This window comes from Flavobacterium artemisiae (assembly GCF_042678225.1).
GTDB classification, from domain to species: Bacteria; Bacteroidota; Bacteroidia; order Flavobacteriales; family Flavobacteriaceae; genus Flavobacterium; species Flavobacterium artemisiae.
Map to the genome: position 1 here is coordinate 386,846 of NZ_JBHUDZ010000012.1, position 21,626 is coordinate 408,471.

General features: G+C 34.1%; 19 protein-coding genes. 9 read left to right on the forward strand and 10 right to left on the reverse strand.

What is annotated here, in order from left to right; all coding sequences use genetic code 11:
• Nucleotides 1-48: 48 nt before the first annotated feature.
• Both ACFSC2_RS12365 and ACFSC2_RS12370 read left to right on the forward strand, forming a co-directional pair.
• Nucleotides 49-1,398 (forward strand): sigma-54-dependent transcriptional regulator, encoded by a 1,350-nt coding sequence (locus ACFSC2_RS12365; RefSeq protein WP_379815136.1) that lies wholly within the window; start codon nt 49-51, stop codon nt 1,396-1,398.
• Nucleotides 1,399-1,519: 121 nt separating this feature from the next.
• Entirely contained in the window at nt 1,520-2,845 is a 1,326-nt protein-coding gene (locus ACFSC2_RS12370; RefSeq protein WP_379815135.1) for a sensor histidine kinase, read from the forward strand.
• Between the two features lie 242 nt (nt 2,846-3,087).
• On the opposite strand, the gene ACFSC2_RS12375 is transcribed toward ACFSC2_RS12370, so the two are convergent.
• From ACFSC2_RS12375 to ACFSC2_RS12395, 5 genes are all read right to left on the reverse strand, one after another.
• Entirely contained in the window at nt 3,088-3,414 is a 327-nt protein-coding gene (locus tag ACFSC2_RS12375; protein ID WP_263523981.1) for an MGMT family protein, read from the reverse strand.
• Nucleotides 3,415-3,494: 80 nt separating this feature from the next.
• Nucleotides 3,495-4,133, reverse strand: coding sequence for a LysE family transporter (locus tag ACFSC2_RS12380; RefSeq protein ID WP_379815134.1), 639 nt, complete (start codon nt 4,131-4,133; stop codon nt 3,495-3,497).
• Nucleotides 4,134-4,174: 41 nt separating this feature from the next.
• Nucleotides 4,175-4,852 carry a tRNA (guanosine(46)-N7)-methyltransferase TrmB gene (gene trmB, locus ACFSC2_RS12385; protein WP_379815133.1) on the reverse strand — a complete coding sequence of 226 codons (678 nt, stop codon included), beginning with the start codon at nt 4,850-4,852 and terminating at the stop codon, nt 4,175-4,177.
• Between the two features lie 198 nt (nt 4,853-5,050).
• On the reverse strand, nt 5,051-6,436 hold the full coding sequence (locus ACFSC2_RS12390; protein ID WP_379815132.1) for an ammonium transporter: 1,386 nt from the start codon (nt 6,434-6,436) through the stop codon (nt 5,051-5,053).
• A 261-nt stretch (nt 6,437-6,697) separates the two neighbouring features.
• Entirely contained in the window at nt 6,698-7,186 is a 489-nt protein-coding gene (locus ACFSC2_RS12395) for a nuclear transport factor 2 family protein (RefSeq protein ID WP_379815131.1), read from the reverse strand.
• A 262-nt stretch (nt 7,187-7,448) separates the two neighbouring features.
• Between ACFSC2_RS12395 and ACFSC2_RS12400 the strand changes: the two genes are divergently transcribed.
• Nucleotides 7,449-8,114 carry a hypothetical protein gene (locus ACFSC2_RS12400; RefSeq protein ID WP_379815130.1) on the forward strand — a complete coding sequence of 222 codons (666 nt, stop codon included), beginning with the start codon at nt 7,449-7,451 and terminating at the stop codon, nt 8,112-8,114.
• A gap of 359 nt (nt 8,115-8,473) precedes the next feature.
• On the opposite strand, the gene ACFSC2_RS12405 is transcribed toward ACFSC2_RS12400, so the two are convergent.
• Complete coding sequence (locus ACFSC2_RS12405) at nt 8,474-8,788, reverse strand: HPF/RaiA family ribosome-associated protein (RefSeq protein WP_379815129.1); 315 nt, start codon at nt 8,786-8,788, stop codon at nt 8,474-8,476.
• Nucleotides 8,789-9,148: 360 nt separating this feature from the next.
• Here ACFSC2_RS12405 and ACFSC2_RS12410 point away from each other — a divergent pair, with 360 nt between their 5' ends.
• Entirely contained in the window at nt 9,149-9,382 is a 234-nt protein-coding gene (locus ACFSC2_RS12410; protein ID WP_379815128.1) for a hypothetical protein, read from the forward strand.
• A 53-nt stretch (nt 9,383-9,435) separates the two neighbouring features.
• On the opposite strand, the gene ACFSC2_RS12415 is transcribed toward ACFSC2_RS12410, so the two are convergent.
• Together ACFSC2_RS12415 and ACFSC2_RS12420 are read right to left on the reverse strand one after the other, a co-directional pair.
• Complete coding sequence (locus ACFSC2_RS12415) at nt 9,436-10,218, reverse strand: HNH endonuclease (protein WP_379815126.1); 783 nt, start codon at nt 10,216-10,218, stop codon at nt 9,436-9,438.
• 169 nt (nt 10,219-10,387) lie between these two features.
• Nucleotides 10,388-12,859 (reverse strand): AsmA family protein, encoded by a 2,472-nt coding sequence (locus ACFSC2_RS12420; RefSeq protein WP_379815123.1) that lies wholly within the window; start codon nt 12,857-12,859, stop codon nt 10,388-10,390.
• Between the two features lie 242 nt (nt 12,860-13,101).
• Here ACFSC2_RS12420 and trxA point away from each other — a divergent pair, with 242 nt between their 5' ends.
• The gene (trxA, locus tag ACFSC2_RS12425; RefSeq protein WP_008466289.1) at nt 13,102-13,419 is read left to right on the forward strand and encodes a thioredoxin; all 318 of its coding nucleotides are present in this window, start codon (nt 13,102-13,104) and stop codon (nt 13,417-13,419) included.
• A gap of 397 nt (nt 13,420-13,816) precedes the next feature.
• On the opposite strand, the gene ACFSC2_RS12430 is transcribed toward trxA, so the two are convergent.
• On the reverse strand, nt 13,817-15,892 hold the full coding sequence (locus ACFSC2_RS12430; protein ID WP_379815121.1) for a tetratricopeptide repeat-containing sensor histidine kinase: 2,076 nt from the start codon (nt 15,890-15,892) through the stop codon (nt 13,817-13,819).
• Complete coding sequence (locus tag ACFSC2_RS12435; RefSeq protein WP_379815120.1) at nt 15,889-16,596, reverse strand: LytR/AlgR family response regulator transcription factor; 708 nt, start codon at nt 16,594-16,596, stop codon at nt 15,889-15,891. Before ACFSC2_RS12435 ends, ACFSC2_RS12430 begins: the two co-directional genes overlap by 4 nt.
• 207 nt (nt 16,597-16,803) lie before the next feature.
• On the opposite strand from ACFSC2_RS12435, the gene ACFSC2_RS12440 reads away from it, so the two are divergent.
• The 4 genes from ACFSC2_RS12440 (at nt 16,804) to ACFSC2_RS12455 (ending at nt 21,624) form a co-directional block, all read left to right on the forward strand.
• A complete protein-coding gene (locus ACFSC2_RS12440; protein WP_379815119.1) occupies nt 16,804-17,343 on the forward strand; it encodes a hypothetical protein in 540 nt (179 codons plus the stop codon).
• A gap of 48 nt (nt 17,344-17,391) precedes the next feature.
• Nucleotides 17,392-17,973: a hypothetical protein gene (locus tag ACFSC2_RS12445; protein ID WP_379815117.1), complete on the forward strand. Its 582-nt coding sequence runs from the start codon at nt 17,392-17,394 to the stop codon at nt 17,971-17,973.
• Between the two features lie 151 nt (nt 17,974-18,124).
• On the forward strand, nt 18,125-20,701 hold the full coding sequence (locus tag ACFSC2_RS12450; RefSeq protein WP_379815115.1) for a M1 family aminopeptidase: 2,577 nt from the start codon (nt 18,125-18,127) through the stop codon (nt 20,699-20,701).
• Complete coding sequence (locus tag ACFSC2_RS12455; RefSeq protein WP_379815113.1) at nt 20,698-21,624, forward strand: DUF58 domain-containing protein; 927 nt, start codon at nt 20,698-20,700, stop codon at nt 21,622-21,624. The genes ACFSC2_RS12450 and ACFSC2_RS12455 overlap by 4 nt, the downstream gene beginning before the upstream one ends.
• Nucleotides 21,625-21,626 lie beyond the last annotated feature (2 nt).

Below are 21,626 nucleotides of genomic sequence, written 5' to 3' on the forward strand. Positions count from 1 at the left end.
TCGATAATGAACAGTTGACCGTTCGAAAGCGAACATAAAACCAAAAACATGCGAAAAAAACAAGCCCAAATATTAATTGTTGACGATCAGGAAGAAATTCTTTTTTCGGCAAAAATGATTCTTAAAAAGCATTTCGAAACCATTTTTACAGAAAACAATCCTAAAAAAATCATTTCTCTTTTAAATGAAAATGAAATAAATGTGGTTTTGCTGGACATGAATTATCGAATTGGTTTTGAAGACGGGCGCGAGGGAATTCATTGGCTGAAAGAAATCAAAACGCTTTCTCCAAATACAATCGTGATTTTGATGACGGCATTTGGTAAAATCGAAACCGCTGTTGAAGGCATAAAAATTGGCGCTTTTGATTATGTTCTAAAACCTTGGAACAACGAAAAACTGCTAGAGGTAATTGATAAGGCAGTAACAGAAAGCAGAAAAAACAGTAAAAAAACAGCCGCAGAAAATACAGAACAAACCGAAAAAAGGTATTTTGTCGGAACTTCTGCCAAAATAAAACAAGCTTATGCAATAGCCGAAAAAGTAGCGAGAACAGACGCTAACGTTTTGATTTTAGGTGAAAATGGAACCGGAAAATATGTTTTTGCAGAACACATCCATCAACATTCTGAAAGAAAAAATCAGCCTTTTGTGCATGTAGATTTGGGATCTTTGAGCGATAATTTGTTCGAAAGTGAACTTTTTGGTTACGCAAAAGGTGCTTTTACAGATGCAAAAGTGGACACAGCTGGAAGATTTGAAACAGCTCAAAACGGAACTATATTTTTGGATGAAATAGGAAATATTCCGTTGCATCTTCAAGCGAAATTACTGCACGTTTTGCAGACTAAAACGGTAACACGTTTAGGAGAAAGTAAACCGCGTCTGCTCAATGTTCGTGTAATTGCAGCAACAAACAGCGACATTAAAACCGAAGTCAAGAATAAAACTTTTCGTGAAGATTTATTGTACCGAATTAATACAATGGAAATTAATCTGCCCGCTTTACGCGAAAGAAAAGATGATATTGTCCCGATGGCGAATTTTATTCTGGAGCAGATTGCTGAAAAATACAATCAGGAAAATTGGCATTTTGAAGAAAATGCAGCGCCTTATCTGGAAAAATATCCGTGGAAAGGAAATGTCCGCGAAATGGAAAATAAGATTGAACGCGCCCTTATTTTGGCCGAAAACAATACAATTTCTGTAATCGATTTGGATATTTTAGACTTTGAAGAAATTCAGGAAAACGACGAAAATCCGCTGTCTGAAATGGAAAAAGGAGCAATCGAAAAAGCTTTATTCAAACACAACGGAAACATCAGCAAAACCGCTGAAGAATTAGGTTTATCCCGCGCCGCTTTGTATAGAAGAATTGAAAAATATGATTTAAAATAAGTTTAGCCATAGATTATAAGGATTAAAATGATCTTTATTCTTTGTCTAAAAATAAAGTCTTCCGCAGATTTAGAAGCTAAAATCATTTTAATCTTTTAATCTGTGGCAAAAAATAATATAAATGAAGAATTGGAAATTTTATAACGCGCTATTTGTTAGAGTTTTATTTTTAATGATACTCTTTCTTTGTAGCGCTTTTTTGTTTTACAAAGGATTTAAATTCAATGCTATTTTAGTTGGTTTTTTTGCAGGGATATTTCTTTTCGAAATGTATTTTTTTGTCAAAAATCAACTTTTGTTTTATGACAAAACGATCAATTCTATTCTGCACAACGATTTTTCGGCCAATTTTCCAGACGAGAATAAAAAAGATAATTTCAAAAGTTTGTATCAATTGTATGACACTTTAAAAGTGCAAAAACAAGAACAGACTTCCAAAGAATTGATTTATCGTTCGATTTTGAACAGTATTGATACAGCGGCTTTAATCTTAGAAAAAGAAAATGAAACTTGGTCGGTTTTTATAATGAATGATTGTTTTTCGAGATTATTTAAAGTGCCAAAAGTAAGCCATTGGAAATATCTTAAAAATTATCTTCCAGCGCTTTGTGATGAAATTGAAAAAGTAGGTTTCAGCGAACTTAAAACCGCGATTTCAGTTAAAATTCAAGATCATGATCTGCAGACTTTTATGCTTCAAACTTCAATTACACAAACCTATAACAAAGAATATTTTATCATTTTATTGGATAGTATTCAGCGTGTAATTGAGAAAAAAGAAAAGGAAGCGTGGATTAATTTAATGAAAATTATTTCGCATGAATTAATGAATTCTTTAACGCCGATTCGGGCGCTTTCGCAAAATCTACTTCATATTGTAGATCAGGAAGAATTAGAAGAAGATGATTTTGAAGATATTAAAAGCAGTATTTCTACAATCATAAACCGAAGCGATCATTTACAGGTTTTTGTTGAGAATTACAGAAAACTTGCCATGCTGCCGACACCAAACAAACAAATGACGCAGATCAATGCTTTGTTTGAAGATTGTCTGCGAATTATGAATCCAATTTTGAAGGCAGAAGGAATCGAATTGATAAATGAAATCAACAGCTCACGTTCTATTTTGATAGATAAAAACCAAATGGAACAAGTAATTATTAATTTGATAACCAATAGCATTCATGCCTTAAAAGAAAAATCAGAAAAGAAATTGATTCTTTCAAGTTATACCGAAAATAACCGTTTTTTTATTGTGATTTCGGATAATGGAAGAGGAGTAGACTCAGAAATTCGAGACAAAGTTTTCCTGCCGTTTTTCACCACTAGAAAAGACGGCGCCGGAATCGGCTTAACGCTTTCTAAAAATATTGTGGAAGCACACGGCGGTTATCTAAGTTACCAAACAGATGCCGAAAAAACCGATTTTGTGATTTGCCTTATTTGATTTTTTTTTTTGAACCATATAAGTGATATAAGTTCATTTAAAAGAAATTTATTAAAGTTGACAAGGATTTTTATTGTAGAGACGCACTGCAATGCGTTTTTTTGTTCCCGCAGATTTAGCAGATTCGACAGATTTTTTGTTTGATTGTGAAGAATTAATCTCCTAAATCTGTAAAATCTGCGAGAGAAAAATTATTTAGCTCTGACTAAAATGAACTTATATCACTTATATGGTGAAAAAAATTAAATCTCAACTTCTGGTTTCCAAAAGTGCTTCTCAAAATCTACAATCTGATTATTGACTACTTTAATACCTTCGTTCTCTAAAAGTTGCTGCATTAAATTAGTTCCGTCAAAATGATGTTTTCCTGTCAAAAGTCCTTTTTGATTGACAACGCGATGCGCTGGAACATCGTCCATATTATGACACGCATTCATTGCCCAGCCGACCATTCGCGCAGAACGGGCAGTTCCCAAAGCTTTTGCAATTGCGCCATAAGAAGTTACTTTCCCAAACGGAATTTGTCTTGCAATTACATATACTCTTTCAAAAAAGTTTTCTTCAGCCATTTTAAAATATTTTTACCATTGAGAAATAAAATTAATTAAGATAAAACACTTAATTTTTGATAATCTCTTAATGGTGTTTTTTAACCGAAATAGTAATTCAAAATATTAATAAGCGTAGCAATAGCAACCAATCCCGTAATCGATCCGATGATTTTGTTCATGTTTTTCATTAGGTAATCGGTTTTTTTCTCGATTCTTCCGAAGAAAGCTATGTAGCTGTACAAAACAGCAAAAGATCCTAAAACCGAGCCTAATACAAAAGTGAAAATAATGTTGTTTTCGAAAACAAAAAGGTGATACGAAGCCAAAGTAACGCTCACGACAACGTAATACGGAATCGGGAAAAAGTTAAGACCAGAAAGCAGCATTCCGAGGAAAAAACGGCTTTTTTTGCTGCTTTTTTTAATCTTTGATTTCTTTTTGGTTTTCGGTTCTTTAGCAATAAAAAGGAAATAGATGGTAAGTATCGAAAAAATGACAAAACCTATTTCGCGAAGCAGTGTTACAACATCGGGACGATTATCGATCACCCGCGCAAAAAGAACGGCAACATATACTTGAAAAAAAATAACGAGAACAGCACCAATTACAAACCACAAAGCATTCTTTTTACCTTCTTTCAGGTTTATTTTGGCTGCGGTCATGTTAATTAATCCAGGCGGAATAATTCCAATTGCAGCAGCTATAAAGCCAGAAAGAAAGGGAGTAAATAAGGCCATTCAGTCAATTTGTAAGTTGTGTATTCGTTTGGAAAATTAAATTAGTCTTTAATTTTGAAACGAATATACGTAATTGCCTTGTTAATTTCTAAATATTGTTTTTCATAAAAAGTCTGAATCGAAGTTACCACTTCTGGACTTCCTTCATTTTTATATACATTATGATTGGCATAAAGTACTTCGTGACCTTCTCCGTGCAGTAAACCAAGTGTGTAACCGTGCATAAATTCACTGTCGGTTTTTAGGTTTACAACTCCGTCTTTGTTCAGGATTTTTTTGTACAATTTCAAGAACTCAGAATTGGTCATTCTGTGTTTGGTTCTCTTGTATTTGATCTGCGGATCTGGAAAAGTAATCCAGATTTCATCAACTTCGCCTTCGGCAAAAATATGATTGATCAATTCGATTTGTGTGCGGATAAAAGCCACATTATGAAGTCCGTTTTCTACAGCGGTTTTAGCACCTCTCCAAAAACGCGCACCTTTAATATCGATTCCGATAAAATTTTTGTCTGGGTATTTCTCTGCTAATCCAACAGAATATTCTCCCTTTCCACATCCTAATTCTAAAACTAATGGATTATCATTTTTAAAGAAATCAGAATTCCATTTTCCTTTTAAAGGCATTAAATCACCAACAACTTCTTCGCGTGTTGGCTGAAAAACGTTTTGAAATGTTTCGTTTTCTCTGAATCTTTTTAGTTTGTTTTTACTTCCCACTTTTACAAAAATTTTGTGCAAAATTAAGGAATATAAACGAATGAAGTAGTGTAAATAAGTTTTTTTGCCACGAATTACACAAATTTCCACTAATTTTTTCTTCTGTTTTTTTGTTCAAAACAAATCAGCAAAGCTGATGCTAAAAAAAAATAATTTGTGAAAATTTGTGTAATTAGTGGCTAAAAAAATATATAAATTTTAGCTGTATTCTGGGGTTTCAGGAACGGCTAACATTTTAGGATCAAGGGTTTCATCATGTTGTGATAAATCCAATCCGATGTGTTCTGATTCTTCTGAAACTCTTAGGGGAATAATAAAGTTAGTTACTTTGAATAAGAAATAAGCCCCGAAGAAAGTAAAGATTGAAACCAAAACCAAGGCCATCATGTGATGTCCGAAAACATTCCATCCGCCGTGAAGTAAACTCGCGTTTTCTCCGTGTGCAAAAATAGCCGTTAAAATCATTCCCATAATACCGCCGACACCGTGGCAGGCAAAAACGTCAAGCGTATCGTCAAATCTTTTTGAATATTTACAATTAACAGCCGTGTTAGAAACCAAAGCCGTCACAAATCCGAAGAACATACTTTCAGGAACTGAGACAAAACCTGCGGCAGGCGTAATGGCAACTAAACCAACTACAGCGCCGATACAAGCTCCAAGTGCCGAAACTTTTCTTCCGTTCATTCTATCAAAGAAAATCCAAGTTAACATCGCCGCAGCAGAAGAAGTTGTAGTGGTTGCAAAAGCCATTGCAGCAGTTCCGTTGGCAGCAAGTGCAGATCCGGCGTTAAATCCGAACCAGCCAAACCAAAGCATTCCTGTTCCTAATAACACAAACGGAATATTGGTTGGAATATGCTGACTGTTTTTTCTTTTTCCTAAAACAATAACTCCGGCCAAAGCGGCAAATCCAGAACTCATGTGCACCACAGTTCCGCCGGCAAAATCTTTTACCCCAAAGTAGCTTCCTAAAACTCCCGTCGGATACCAAACGGCGTGACATAAAGGAGCATATATGAAAATGGTAAATAAACTAATGAAAATTAAATAAGAGATAAAACGAACACGTTCTGCAAACGACCCCGTAATAATAGCAGGGCAGATAATTGCAAATTTCATCTGAAATAAAGCAAAAAGCATAAACGGAACTGTACTCGCTAATTGTTTATGAGGCAGAACGCCAACATAATCCATAAAAGCAAAAGTAAACGGATTTCCGAAAAAACTGTAAAAATGATCGCCAGAACCAAAACCAACTGGTTCTCCAAATGCCAGACTAAAAGCAACAACAACCCATAAAAGTGTAACCACTCCTAAGCATATAAAACTTTGAAGCATAGTCGAAATAACATTCTTTTTACCGACCATTCCGCCGTAAAAAAATGATAATCCCGGTGTCATAATCAAGACAAGACAACAAGAAGTCAGCATCCAGGCAACATCGGCAGTTACAATATGATCTGTTGTTGCAAATGCGGATAAAACATAATTATTTTCTGTTACAGTTGGCCAAAATGCACCGATAATGCATACGACACTTATCATTATGAAGGAAATGACCCAGCGTTTTTCTATTTTCATTTTAAAATACTTTGTTTAACCCTATTTTTTTTGGGGTCAAAGTTAAAAAAAAATAAATATTCTAGTTTGAAGGGCTGTTAAATTAGAGGTATGGCTTTTATTTTGGTTGATTTTGTAAAATTGAAGTGCTTTTTTTGAAACTATCTTATTTTGTACTTCAAAAAAAGCACTGTTTTTGCTGAATTTATTAAAATTAATTTGCTAATCCGATTTGTAAAACGCTATAAAAGTTATGTTTATAAAAAGAATTAGCAAAAATGTTTATTTTTTCTGAAGCTTTGAAATCAAAACGTCTTCAATCGGCGATTTAATTTTGGTTACGGCATCCACCTCATCATTCGGAATTGTCATTGATAAAACATAATGTTGAATTTTCCATTCGTTTCCAACTTTCACTAAAACACCAGAACCGCGGCAGATTTTCATTTGTGTATTCAGCAATTCGTCAAACCAAGCAATTTTTCCCGATTTATCAAAAAAGATATGACGTTCTAAAGCCGTAAAATTCCAAGTTGTTCCTTTGTCGAAATAAGGTTTTGCCCAAGTTTTAAAAGCCGATTTTGTCCAATTTTCTGTCGCATCGGTTCCGATATAAATTGCATCGTCGTTTAAGGCGCTGAAATAAGCTTCAAACTTAACATCGGCAGCAGCTTTGTGCCATGCGTCTAATGTTTTGTTGATTTTGTCTTTGTCGGCTTGTGCATTCGCGAAAGCGGTAATGAATAAAAGAAGTAAAGTGATTTTTTTCATGAGAGATAAATTAAAAGCTTAAAGTTAAGAATGATTTTGAATGGATGGAAGATTTCACGCAGATTTTGCAGATTTGAGCAGATTTAAATTAATTAATCTGCGTTGATCAGCTTAAATCTGTAAAATCTGCATGAAATAAATTTTAAAACTTCAAGACAAATCATTAAAGTAATTCAAAGTTAAACTTTAAATTATCTTACATCACTTATATGGTTTAAATTCAAAAAACGAGTATATTTGAGAGCTTAAAAATTCCCAAATTATGAATACAAAAATCTACATAAGTTCAATTATAATTTCTTCGCTGCTTTTAGTTTCCTGCAAAAAAGAATTAGAGCCTCAAGAAACTACAGCAACATCCGAATTAATCCGACTTGGACTTGCAAAAGATACTTCAAAAGTACAGACACCAGCAGCACAGACAGCTACTCAGTTGACAAACCCAAATACGGTTTTGAGCGATACAAAAGGAATAAATCCTGCTCACGGACAGCCAGGACACCGTTGTGATATTGCAGTTGGAGCGCCTTTGAATTCGGCTCCGACACAACAAGCACAAGCAGTTCAGGCGCAAGCAGGGCAGACAGTTCAAGTAAACACTGGTCAACCGCAAGTTGTTACGACTACTACAACACCAGTAAAAACAGCAAAAGGAATGAATCCGCCTCACGGACAGCCAGGACACAGATGTGATATTCCGGTTGGAGCGCCTTTAAATTCGCCTGCAGCAAAAACGACAGCAACGACAAACGCATCACAAAACGGAACGGTTTCTCAGAATTTTACCGTGACACCACAAGCAAATCCAGTGCCGGCATTGTTAAGCACAGAAGGCGAAGCAAAAGTTGCCGACGGAATGAACCCTGCACACGGGCAACCAGGACACCGTTGCGATATTGCAGTTGGAGCGCCTTTACCAAAATCATAATTTTTTTGAACCATATAAGTGATATAAGAAAATTTAAGATTTTCATTTATTGCTATTTATAAAAAAACGCGAAGCCGTAAAGTACCTACTTTGCGGCTTCGCGTCTTTGCGAGATTAATTCTTTCTAGTAAAACTAAACTGAACTTCTATCACTTATATGGTTCAAAAAATAAATTAATGTTCTTTTTTATGTTTCACCATATAAGTGATATAAGAAAATTTAAGATTTTCATTTATTGCGATCCATAAAAAAGGCGAAGCCGCAAAGTTTATTTAAATACTTTGTGGCTTCGCGTCTTTGCGAGATTAATTCATTCAGTAATTCTAAATGAACTTATATCACTTATATGGTTCAAAAATTAATGGGCTTTAATTTTTTCGAAAGTTGTAGTCAACGATTTTTTGGCTTTTGCCAAAGCGCCGCTAAAAGCTTTTTCTAGTGTTTCGGCGTGTTCTGTTACAGTGATTGGCTGTAATTTTACAGGACGAACTTCTATTACACATTTTTTGTCGTGCAGACTGAATTTTTCTCCATTTTCATCTCCAAAGTGAATTTCTACACGTGTAATTTTATCCTGAAAACGATCTAAGCTTTTTTCTACTTCTGCAGCAAAATAAGTTTCTAATCTTGCGCTTCCTTCAATGTTTTTGTCGGTGTTGATTTGTACTTTCATAATGGTTCATAATTTAATGATTCATAATTTAATGATTCATTCTCAAACTTATTTATTCTAAAGGAAAAAGACAAGTGAGTTAAGGAAATATTATGAAATTTTAAAATGATTTATTTTTCAATTTTGTAATTTCGATTTAGAGAAAATATACTTATAGTATTTTAATTTAAAAACAAAGAAAAAACCTACAATTTATATTTTGTTTTTCATATATTTGAAGTCCTTAAACTTTCAGACTATGAAAAAGACAAAACTTCTGCCCGCTCGGTACGCTGGCGGTATTGGAAACAACCGCAACGCTCTGAAAGGCGTAGGACAGCTAACCCTTGCGGGTTTTATTATTCCTTAAACTTTCAGATTATGAGTACAAACAATCTTTCACAAGAAACCCAATTAAGGTTAACTGAATTCTTCAACAATTCAATTGATACCAAAAGTATGGCGAAAAGCATTCGACAAGTAAATTATGTTCTTGCGCTTAATGCAATGCACGAAAAAGAATTTCTGCAGCAACAAAGCATAAGCCTTGAAGATAGTTTTTATTGGCTGCATAAATTAGCTGAGATTCTGGATCCTTATTTGGAGGTTGAGTAAGATTTATTAAAGATTAAATGAGAAAGCCACTTTGAAGAGTGGCTTTTTTGTTTTCAAAATATTTGTTTATTGAAAATCATATCTAAATGATGTTGCAAAAAATCCTTGTTTGGAAGATATTTTTGAGCTTTAATTATTTCATTATTTTCTATTGGAGCAAAATATTTTTGAAAGTATTCAGTATTTTTTTTCTTTTTTAATGTCTCAGAAAATATGATTTTGTGATCTGTATTAATTCCGATTAATCCTTTGTCAAATGCTTTGTCATAAAGCGCAGAAAAGCAAATTCCGTTTTCAGGATTTAAACGATGTTCTTCATTTGCAGACCAAGGTATTATATGACTGGCAAATAATAATTCAGGAATATCGATTCCTGTAATTGCACATTTGTTTGCATAATTTGTTAAAACCAATTTTCTAAAAAAACATTGGTTTACCCTTGTTTTTACTTCACGAATTTTCGTTTCACCTTTTAATTCTTTTAAGTCAGTAAGAATATCATTGTATTTGCTTTCAAGAGAAGTATTTTCTTTTTTAGCCAATATTTCTTCGCTTTGAAATAATAGTTCTTCTTTATTATTAAAGAATTCTTTCCATATAGGTTCAACTTGTCTCTTTCCATTTCCTAGACCTTTTATACCTCTTTGTTGATGAAAAGGATCAACACTTGCAAAATTACCTAGTCTCATTGCTATTGAGCTTGGAGTCCTGTTTATAAGTTTTGCTAATTCAATTACATCAGAATTGTTTTTGTGCATTTTTCCAAATTCAATTTTAAGATATAAATTAAAGACAACGATTAATTCTTCTCGTGTCCAGAGGTTTATTGGTGGCATTGTCGGATAAATTTGTCTCCGATAAATATAAACAATTAATATTTAAGTCCGATTTGTCATTTCGAGGAACGAGAAATCTCCACGAGTAACTCTACAATCTGAATCAAACTTTGCGGAGCCTCTTGTGGAGATTTCTCCTTTCGACATGACAAAAAAGAGAAATAAAACATCACTCCTTATCCCTCTTCCCCCACTTAATCTTCATTTTCCCCTCATTATCATAAGCAATCAAATGCAATACAATACCGCGTTCTCGAACTGCTTTTCGTTCGGCTTTGGTGGCGAGTTGGGCATCATTTTTAGAATTTCGAAGCGGAACAGTAAGTGCGAGATTGGTGCCTCGGCCGAAAGAATAAATACCGTCGATGTCGAGGTTTAAAACACTGGAGCTTATAGTTAGTTTATGAATATCAATCTGCTCACCGCGAAGAGTAAGATCGCCGGACAAATCGCTGAACGTAATATTCTCAACATCACGACGCGGAAACGCAAACTTGCCGACTTTCATAATCGGTTCAAAATTGAGCAGTGCGCCTTGGTTGACTTTAAAACTTAATTTTCCGCGCATGGAGTTGACAATTAGATTACCCTTTCCGTTCATGAATCCCGTTACGTTGGCGTCACTGCTAAGTCGGCCTTTTATGTTTTTCGGACTAAAAGATTTGATTTCGAAGTTATTAAACGATTTTAAAAAGCTGGCAATATCTACGTTGCGAACCTGTGCGACAGAGCTAAAAATATAATTATTTCCTTTAGGTTCTATGGCGCCGTTAAAAGTAATAGTACCGCCAGAAGTTTGTACGTTTCCATTTTTAAGCAGCAATTTCGAATTCAGCATTTGCAACGTTGCTTTTGTGTTGGTTGCAGTCAGCGCACCGTAAGTGATTTTATCGGCTTTTAGATTAATTACAGCGGTACATTTGTCAATAACCGATTTTAATTGATTGGTAAAATTCACATTCTTTTTAGCTGATTTTTGATGTGCCGTTTTTTGGGTGGGACTGTTTTTTAAAATCCCCAAAAATTGTTTTACATCAATATTAGGGCAGTAGATATTCCAATTTACGACCATTTTTTCGGGTGCGTCGTAATAGAGATTTAGGAAATTATCAATTTTTCCGTCAATCTGTATGATATTCTTTTTGTGCTTGTAAGCGATTTTTTTGATGTAAAGCGCCTCTTGTGTAAATGACAATTGCACGGCTGTTTTTTCTGCACGAATGCCTTTCGGAATATAATCAAATGTAGCGCTGTCAATATCAACATCGCCTGTAAAACGAGGTTTATTAATGTAAAGATCTACTATGTCAAACTGAAATCTCAAATTGGTTTTGGCATGGCCGCTTTCAAAATGAAGCATTTTTTCATTCATCATTCCGTTAAGTTTCGAAATATCAAAATCGGCATTTACAAGTCCGGTGGCAATTGGTTTTTCGAGATTGTTTATAACGGCTTGCGGAATTCGTAACGGAATAGTTTCATATTCACCTTTAAAATTGGTTAAAACAATCGCCGAATTCGGATCGTTAAATCCGTTTTGTGGTTTGAAATTATTGGTAAAAATTCCTTTAAAACTGCAATTGGTAAATAAGCCGTCTGGAATCGTAAGTTCGTTATTTTTAATAATTGCTTGAACCACGATCTTCGGATCGCCTTCAACATTCAAATCGCCTTTTATATCACAATTGACTTCAATAGGTTTTTTCAAATCAAACTGATTCAGTTTTTTGCTGATATTTCCCGATAATAAATTAGAGGCACTTCGCCACAAAATAGTGGTTTCGATATTGATTCCGGAAAGCGAATTTCCTTTTCCAATATTAAAAAAAGCAACAATATCAAATGAGTCAGAACCAATTTTTAAGTTTTTGGTTTTAATGTCAATTTTCTCTTTTTCATCATTATATGAAATGTCAAAATGCCCTTCGAGTTCTTTTTCTTTGGCAAAACTTCCGTGAACGGTATTAAAAGCGAGACTGTTGATTTTAGTTTTCAAAAACAAATCTGTCGTCCAATTATCGTCGTCATAATCAACTTTCGATTTTAAACTCGAAACATCAAAATCAAATAATTTATGTCCGAGCTGATTATCAATAGAAACATGAACATTATCTAAAAGAACTTCGTCAATTGTGGTTTCTGGTTTTTCGTTATTCGATGGTGTTTTTTTCTTTTTAGGTTTAAAAATATTGGTGTTAGAATAGCCGTTTGCAGCTTTGTAAATATTAATTTGAGCATCATTAATCACAATTTTGTGAATATTGATTTCGTTCTGCATCAAACTCCAGATGTTCAATCGGGCTTCAATTTCGTTGGCTTTTAGTAAAGTGTGTTTGTGCGAATTCCATTGATTGTCTTTTAGTTCGACATCTTTTAAGGCTAAAGTAAAATTGGGAAATCCGGTTAAAAACTTATAATGAAAATCGGTTACGTGAAATTTACCATTAATATTTTCATTGATTTTATGATTGACTTTCGCAACGATTTCAGCTTTATTCTGATTGAAATAAATTGACAAAGCACCGCAGGCTAGAAGAAGAATTGCAATTAAACCCAAAATAAAAAAACCGAAGCGTTTGGCATATTTTTTAAGACGTTCAGATTGAAAAAAAGTTTTTATTTGAAGTAAAGTTTCGGGCATTATAAGGGTATTTAGTATGATTAAAGATACCACAAAAATTTAACTTTAATTTAATTTTTTGATATTCAAATTAATACGAACTTTATAAATAGACCCAAATGTATGTTACAGTATATAATTTATGACAATACATTTATAATGAAAACTAATTTAGTAATGGTGTTTGATTTGTTTTAAATTTTTAAATTTGTACTGTAGTTTGAAAGTTAAAACATTCAGACATAATTTTAATCTAATATATTATGGCATTAGCAATAACAGATGCTACTTTTGATGAAGTAGTTTTAAAATCAGATAAACCAGTAATGGTAGATTTTTGGGCAGCATGGTGTGGTCCTTGTAGAATGGTTGGTCCAATCATTGACCAATTAAGCGAGGAATACGCTGGTAAAGTAGTTGTTGGTAAAGTAGATGTAGACGCTAACCAAGAATTTGCTGCAAAATATGGTGTGCGTAACATACCAACTGTTTTGGTTTTTCAAAACGGTGAAGTAGTAGGCAAACAAGTAGGAGTTGCTCCGAAACAAGCTTACGCTGACAGCTTAGACGCTTTGTTGTAATCTCCAAAGATTGCAATTGATATAAAAGAGGTTTGACGAAAGTCAAGCCTTTTTTATTGGTTTTCTGTCGCGAAGTGAAAAGTTTTTTTGCCACAAATTTCACGAATGGCAAGAATTTTTTGCTTTAATTTGAAATTTCACGAATTTTTACAAATGAAAATGGAGGATATTTTTGCCACAGATTATTAAGATTAAAATGATTTTTTTGAAACTCGTGAAACACAAAATTATTACTCTCGCAGATTTGGCAGATTACGCGGATTATTTATATTAAAATTGAAAAATAAAATCTGCACAATCTGCCAAATCTGCGAGAGAAACAAAAATCCATTTAATCTATTTAATCTGTGGCAACATAAAAAATTCGCGAAAATTAGTGCAATTCGTGGCGAAAAAATTAGAAGATCAGCGTAAAAGTAGTTCCAGTATCTGGCTTTGAGCAGACTTCGATTTTACAATTAATGGCGTTGGCTAAGTCGCGGATTAAGTGTAAACCCAAACCCGATTTGATTCCGATTACTTCGGATTCGTCGTATAAAGCTTTGAATTTTTCTTGTGTGCCGCCTGGGCCGTTGTCAGTTATAGAGAGGAAGGTTTTATTATTTTCCTGCCAGGCTTTCCATATAATTTGTGCATTTTCTGTTTTGTCCAAAGCTTTTATGGCATTTCCTGTCAGGTTTCGCATAATGGTTTTGAGATAATTTTCATCTGTTTCCAGCGAGATATTTTCTGGATTTTCAAATACGATTTGGATATTTTCAGAACTAGAAAAATGCTTTTGAATTTCTTCGAATATATTTTCTACCGCTAATTTTCTCGGCTGCGGTTTAAAGTTTTCCATCTGACCTTTGCTCCAAAACAACATATCTTCCATAGAATCCAGCAGATTTTCAGCTCCAGTTGTAATTTTGGTCTGCATTCTCAGTTTGGTTTCTTCATCCATTAATTCTGGATTTTCTTTTTGAAGATGCAGAAAATGAATCAAATTCGAAATAGGGCTTCGTAAATCGTGATTCAAAATACTAAAGAATCTTGCTTTGATTTTATTAGCTTCGTCCAATTCCTGATTCAGAGCCTGAAGTTTCAAATTGGTTTTCTTCCTGATCTGGCTTTGTCTTAATAACAATAATCCGATTATTGCAACAAGAGCAATTCCCGAAATAAGAAAAATACGCTGTTGTCTGGCATCTTCAATCTGAATGTTTTTGATCGCATTTTCGGTCGAAAGGTTCTTGATTTCCTGCGCCTTGGTTTTGTTTTGAAATCTGGCTTCTGCATTTGCAATATTTTGCTTAGCAGATTCTGCCATCATCTCGTCGTTGTTTTTGCTGTAGATTTCGTTATAATAATACGCTTCTTTCCATTGTCCGAGTGCAGCGAAACTTTGAGAAAGTTTTTTATTAATGTTGACGAAAGATTCTTTGTCGTATTTTAAAGCGTTTACAGAAGCTTTTTTTAAGGTTTCAATGGCTTTTTTGTATTCTCCTTTTTCATATAAAACCCTTCCCATTATAGCATTGGCTTCCATAATAATATCCTCGTCATTGGACTTTTTGCCTAATAAAACGGCTTTTTTAGCATAAAAATAAGCAGTTTGCGTCTGGCGTTCGTTGACGTAATATTCGGAAAGACTTCGGTTGGCATAACTTAAATTGAGAAACAAAGAATCTTTTGGTGTGATATAGCTGTAGACTTGCTTGTAATATTTTTGAATACTGTCTTTTTCTTTTAATGAAACATAACAGTGCAAGTAGTAATTTGATAAAAATGCGTTGACATAAGGAGAATGAATTGTATATTTTTTGGCCTCGTTCAAATATTCGACTGCTTTATGATATTGTTTCATTTTGGTGTAAGCGCTTCCTATTTGAAGATAAGAAACTCCGATATTTTCCTCATTGACTTTATCTTTTTTAAGCAGTTTTTTATAGGAAATCGCTTTTAGTTGATAACGAATAAAAGTTTCATATTGAGCATTATCCTGATAATATTCAGCCAGACTTCCGTTTAAAACAGCTTTGGTGTAATTGCTTTTTGTGGTATCCAAAACCTGTTTAATATATTGAGCTAAAGATTTACTTTTTACGGTATCTTGAACCGAATAATAAGCGTAGTTAAGACGCATTAAAATGGTTGTTTCATTTTTTAAATGGCGTGCTTTTCTGGCATATTTCAATGCTGTTTCATAATTAACCAGCGCATTTTGATATTGATTGTTGCTAAACTCATAAGCAAGACCCTTTTGAAGATAAAAACGACTCTTGTAAGCATTTTGATTTTTGGCAATTACTATTCCTTTGTCTGCAGCTTTAATCAGTTTTGGATAGTCTTCTTTTTCTAAAAGCCCAGCGGTGTATTGCAGCCAGACTTTCAGTTTTTCGTCTGTAGTTTTATAGCGTGCCAAATTAGGTTCCTGCTGTGCAAAGACATTCGAAGAAATAAAAAGTAAAAGCAATAACCTTATACTTCTCATGCCATTAAGTTTAGATTTTCTTTATAACTTCTCCCAATCGGAATCACGGCATTATTATTCAGAATAATTTCGTTCGAATTGATTTTCTGCACATATTGTTTTTGAACAGCAAAACTTCTGTGAATGCGCACAAAAGACTGAAAATGATCTTCTTTTAATAAATTTCCGATACTCGATAAAACGCAGTGTCTTTTCTGGTTTGTAATTACCAAAGTATAATCTTTTAAGGCTTCGAGATATAAAATTTCGTGCAGTTTTACCTTGGTTTGTTCGTGGCCTTCTTTAATGTAAATGGTGTCACCGCCAATACTTGCTTCAAAAAGAGACGCTTTGAGTTTGATTTCCATAAACTCTTCGATACGATTTATGGTTTGGGTAAAGCGGTCTAATTTTAAAGGTTTTACAATAAAATCTAAAGTTTCAATTTGAAAACTCTCTACAGCATGTTCAGGATGTGCTGTTATAAAGACGCAAACGGGAACTTCTAGAGCCTGTTTTCTAAATTCGATTCCGTTTAAACCCGGCATATCGATATCTAAAAACAGAATATCGATTTTTTCTTTTTCTAAAAAAGGAACAGCTTCTTCAGCCGATTCAAAAACACCTAAAATATCCAAAACAGGAAACTTCTTAGCGTACGAAACTGCCGTAAGTCTGTCTATTTCGTCATCATCAACAATAATACAAGAGTATTTTTTCATCATCAAATTGGCTTTTATAACAAAAAATAAGTCGTCTGTCTATTTAAAATGTTGTTCGTCTATTAGCGGTTTTTTGGCAGAATTTAATCCGGCAACTTTGTCCTGTAAATCAATCACAAGGAACAAAAAACCTTAAAGAGATTGTTACAAAAATAAAGCTATTGAATTAAAAAAGAATCATTTGACCAATTTTTTACAACTAAAATTATTATGAAAAATTTCAAAACCATTTTTACAATTTTATTATTAGCAGTTACTGCAATTTCTTGCAGCGGAGACGATGGCGCAGATGGTGTAGACGGAGCACAAGGAGCACAAGGAGCAGCTGGGACTGCAAACGTTATTTACAGCGCATGGATGACAGCTCCGACAGCGGCAGCAGAAACCATCGACGGAACTTCTGGATTGTCTACAACTCTTAATGCTCCAGAACTATCAACAGATATTTTAGCTAAAGGAACTATTCTGGTTTATATGTCTTTTGGAGGAGGAATGTACACATTGCCTTATACGTCTACAGCAGGCGGATCAGCGAATACAATAACTGCTATTACAAGTTTGCAAAAGATAAAACTGTTCCGATTCAAACATGCAAATGACGGAACTACAGTCGCACTTCCAACGACACTTAACTGGCGCTATATCCTGATTCCTGGCGGTGCAGCCGCAGCGACTGCAAAAACAGCAAAAATAGATTATTCTAAAATGAGCTACGAAGAAGTATGCCAACATTTTAACATTCAGCCTTAATTTATAAAGACCAATCAATTCAATTATAACTAATTAAAATTAAATATCATGAGAGCTTTTAAATCAATTTTTACACTTTTAATTATTACGCTTTCTGCAGCATGCAGCAGTGATGATGATAAAGACAATACGCCAAAATTTAATACAGAAAATCCGTTGGCAGCTTATTACACAGCAACCGGATTTAGTACAGTGACAAATTTTGTGAACTCGGGAGATTACGAATTCGGACTTGTATTTACACCAACCGTAAAAGGAAAAATTAAGGCCATAACCTTAAAGCTTCCCGCGGCAAACCCAACGGTTCGTGTCACGATCTGGGATTTCGCATCAAAAGCTGTTTTACGTTCTGAGACTCTAAACGTGGCAACAGCAGATGTGCAAGTTTCAAAAGAAATCAGCGAATTGGCGCTTGAAAAAGACAAAAAATACGTGATTACCATGAATTCTAATGACTGGTACAAAAAGAGCAAAGCAGATAATTCTAATGCTGTTTACCCAATTACAGCAGGAAATATTATAATTAACGAATACAGATGGCTTTCTGGAACAGCACAAACTTTTCCGACGACTGTTGCTACAAGCTACAATGCAGGAGATTTAAGTTTTGATTTTCAACAGACAGAATAATTTTTTGGATAGTTTTGAATTAGTAAGAAAAAGGTCTAACGATAGTTAGGCCTTTTTCGTTTTAAAAAGGAGAAAATAAAATTCGTATGAATTCGTGCCATTCGTGGCAGACTTTTTTTTTATTTTTAACGAATCTTATATTCCTTTAAAAATGAAAATCTTCTACTGCCTTCTCGTTTCTTTTGTATTAATGAATACTAATTTTGCACAATCTAAACCAGAAGAGAAATTTTTGGTAGACCAAGGTGTTTCACAGCAATTGGCTAATTATCGAAAATATCAAATTTCTGAAGTGTCGTATGAACTTCTATTCGAAATTCCGAATCAGAAAAATGAAAATATCAATGCCAAATTAAATTTAAATCTTAATTTAAAAGACTTACGTTCGGGTCTGGTTTTAGATTTTAAAGAAAAATCAGAAAATATAAAATCGATTTTGGTAAACGAAAAAAATATCAAAATAGATCATAAAGACGGGCATATTTTTATACTGGGAGAAGACTTAAAATCAGGTAAAAATGTAGTCTCAATTTCATTCACTGCAGGAAATTTATCTTTAAACAGAAATGACGATTTTCTATATACTTTATTAGTTCCAGACCGCGCGAGTACTTTATTTCCATGTTTTGATCAACCCGATATCAAAGCGACTTATAAACTGAGTTTAACTGTTCCAAAGGATTGGCAGGTTTTGGCTGGAGCCGAAGTGAAAAATAAAGTCGAAAAAGGAGATTTTACCGCTTATACTTTTGGCGAATCAGACAAAATGAGCACGTATTTGTTTTCTTTTGTGGCTGGAAAATTTAAAGAAACTACTCAGAAGCCAGGAAAGTTTGAAATGAAAATGCTGTATCGAGAAAACAATCCGAAAAAGATTGAAATTAGTACCGATACTATTTTTGGACTTCATCAGCAGTCATTGGATTTTCTTGAAAAATATACCAATTATGCATTTCCATTTCAAAAATTAGATTTTGCAGCCATTCCCGTTTTTCAATACGGCGGAATGGAGCATGTTGGAGCCATTCAATATAGAGAATCGACTTTGTTTTTGGACAACAGTTCTACCGATAACGAAAAACTAAACCGCGCCAAATTGATCGCTCATGAAACCTCGCATATGTGGTTTGGCGATTTAGTCACCATGAAATGGTTTGATGATGTTTGGATGAAAGAGGTTTTTGCCAATTTTATGGCAGACAAAATCATGAATCCGATTTTTCCGAAAATCAATCATAATCTGCAGTTTTTAAACGCTCATTATCCTGGCGCTTATGGCGAAGATCGTTCTTTAGGTACGCATCCGATCAAGCAAAAACTAGCCAATTTAAAAGATGCGGGATCACTTTATGGTGCTATTATTTATAATAAAGCGCCAATTATGATGCGTCAGCTTGAGGCTACTATGGGAAAAGAAGCTTTTCAAAAAGGAATTCAGAAATACATTTCAACTTACGCCAATGAAAATGCCGATTGGAATAATTTAGTTACGATTTTAGATGCTGAAACGCCTGTAGATTTACAGAAGTGGAGCGAAGTTTGGGTCAATAAATCGGGAAGAGCTATTTTTTCTGATTATCTAGAATTGGATAAGAAAAACAAAATCACAAAGTTTGAAATCAGTCAAAAAGCAGAAGACGGATCGGATAATATCTGGCCTCAAACTTTTCAAATTGGTTTGATTTATAAAAACGAGGTAAAAGTTTTAAATGTCAAGATTAATGATAAAACCTTGAATTTAAAAGAAATAGTCGGACTTAAAAAACCGTTATCGATCATTTACAACTATAATGGTTTTGGATACGGAGTTTTTCCGCTTGACGGGAATACTTTAAAAACAATTCCAACTTTAAAAGATGCAACGGCAAGAGCTTCGGCTTATATTAATGTTTACGAAAATACTTTGACAGGAAATGTTGCTCCAAACAAAGCTTTTGATTGTTTTGTGAGCGGCATTCAGACCGAAGAAAATGAATTGGTTTTAGGCATTTTAACCAGCCAGACAAATTCGATTTTTTGGAAATTTTTGACTGAAAAACAGCAGCAACAGAGACAGGAAGAACTGGAACAAGTAGTTTACGAACGTTTACAGGAAAAGTTATCGAGTAATGTAAAAAAGACGCTGTTTAATTTATTCAGTTCAATCGCTTATTCTGAATTTGGAAAAGAGAAATTATATGAGATTTGGAGTAAAGGGGTAACGATTTCCGGTTTAAAATTAAATGAAGATGATTATACCAACATGGCTATGAATCTGGCAATTTACAAACATCAAAAAGCCGATCAGATTTTAGCGAAAGCGAAAATGGCAATCACAAACCCTGATAAAATAAGACGTTTTGAGTTTTTAATGCCGTCACTTTCGCAGGATGAAAAAGTGAGAAATGCATTTGTAGAGTCTTTAAAATATGATGAGAATAGAGAAAAAGAATCTTGGGTTTCAGTTGGTTTGGCCAATTTTCATCATCCGCTGCGACAAGAAAGTGCTCAGAAATACATTCGTTTTTCTTTAGATTTAATCGAAGAAATTCAGCGTACGGGAGATATTTTCTTTCCAAAAGACTGGCTGAATAACACAATCGGCAAATATTCTTCTAAATTTGCTTTTGATGAAGTACAGCGATTCTTGAAAGAAAATCCTAACTTTAGTCCGATTCTAAAACGAAAGTTATTGCAATCGACAGACGGTTTGTACCGCGCGCAAAACATTAAAAAAGAAACCGAATGAAAATTGAAACGGAAATAGAGAAAGTCTCGAGTTTTCAGCATCTTGAAATGCTGGCAAATCAGGTTGTGGAAGGTTTTATATCTGGAATGCATAAAAGTCCGTTTCATGGATTTTCGGCCGAATTTGCCGAACATAAAGTCTATAACGCCGGCGAAAGCACCAAACATATCGACTGGAAATTGTTTGCCAAAACCGATCGTTTGTATACCAAACGTTTCGAGGAAGAAACCAATATGCGCTGTCATATTATTGTAGATAATTCGTCATCAATGCATTATCCGGAACTAAAATCAAATCAGCCTTTTTATGAAAAGAAGATTGGTTTTGCGGTTCTGGCTTCGGCGGTTTTAATGAATATTTTAAAGAAACAGCGTGATGCCGTTGGTTTGAGCGTTTTCTCGGATAATTATGAATATTACGCTCCCGAAAAAGGCAGTGACCGCCATCATAGAATGCTTTTGAATAAATTGGAACAATTATTAGAACAGCCAAAAGTCAAAAAAACGACTGATACAATTACGTATCTGCACCAAATTGCAGAGAAAATGCACCGCCGTTCGATGATTATTTTGTTTACAGATATGTTTCAGTCTGCAGACGAAGAGAAGTTATTCAATGCTTTACAGCATTTAAAACACAATAAACATAAAGTTGTTTTGTTTCACGTTGTAGACAGCAAAACCGAATTACAATTTGATTTTGATAATACGCCGAGAAAGTTTATCGACTTAGAATCAGGCGATGAGGTTTCTATTTTTGCCGATAATGTAAAAGAAGCGTACGAAAAAAGGGCAGAGGAGTACTTTAAAGAGTTGTCTTTAACTTGCGCGAAGAACCAGATTAAGTACGTTGCGGTCAATGTTGGCGATAATTTCGAAAAAATATTGACTACTTATTTAGTTGAAAAACAAAACTTTGGATAATA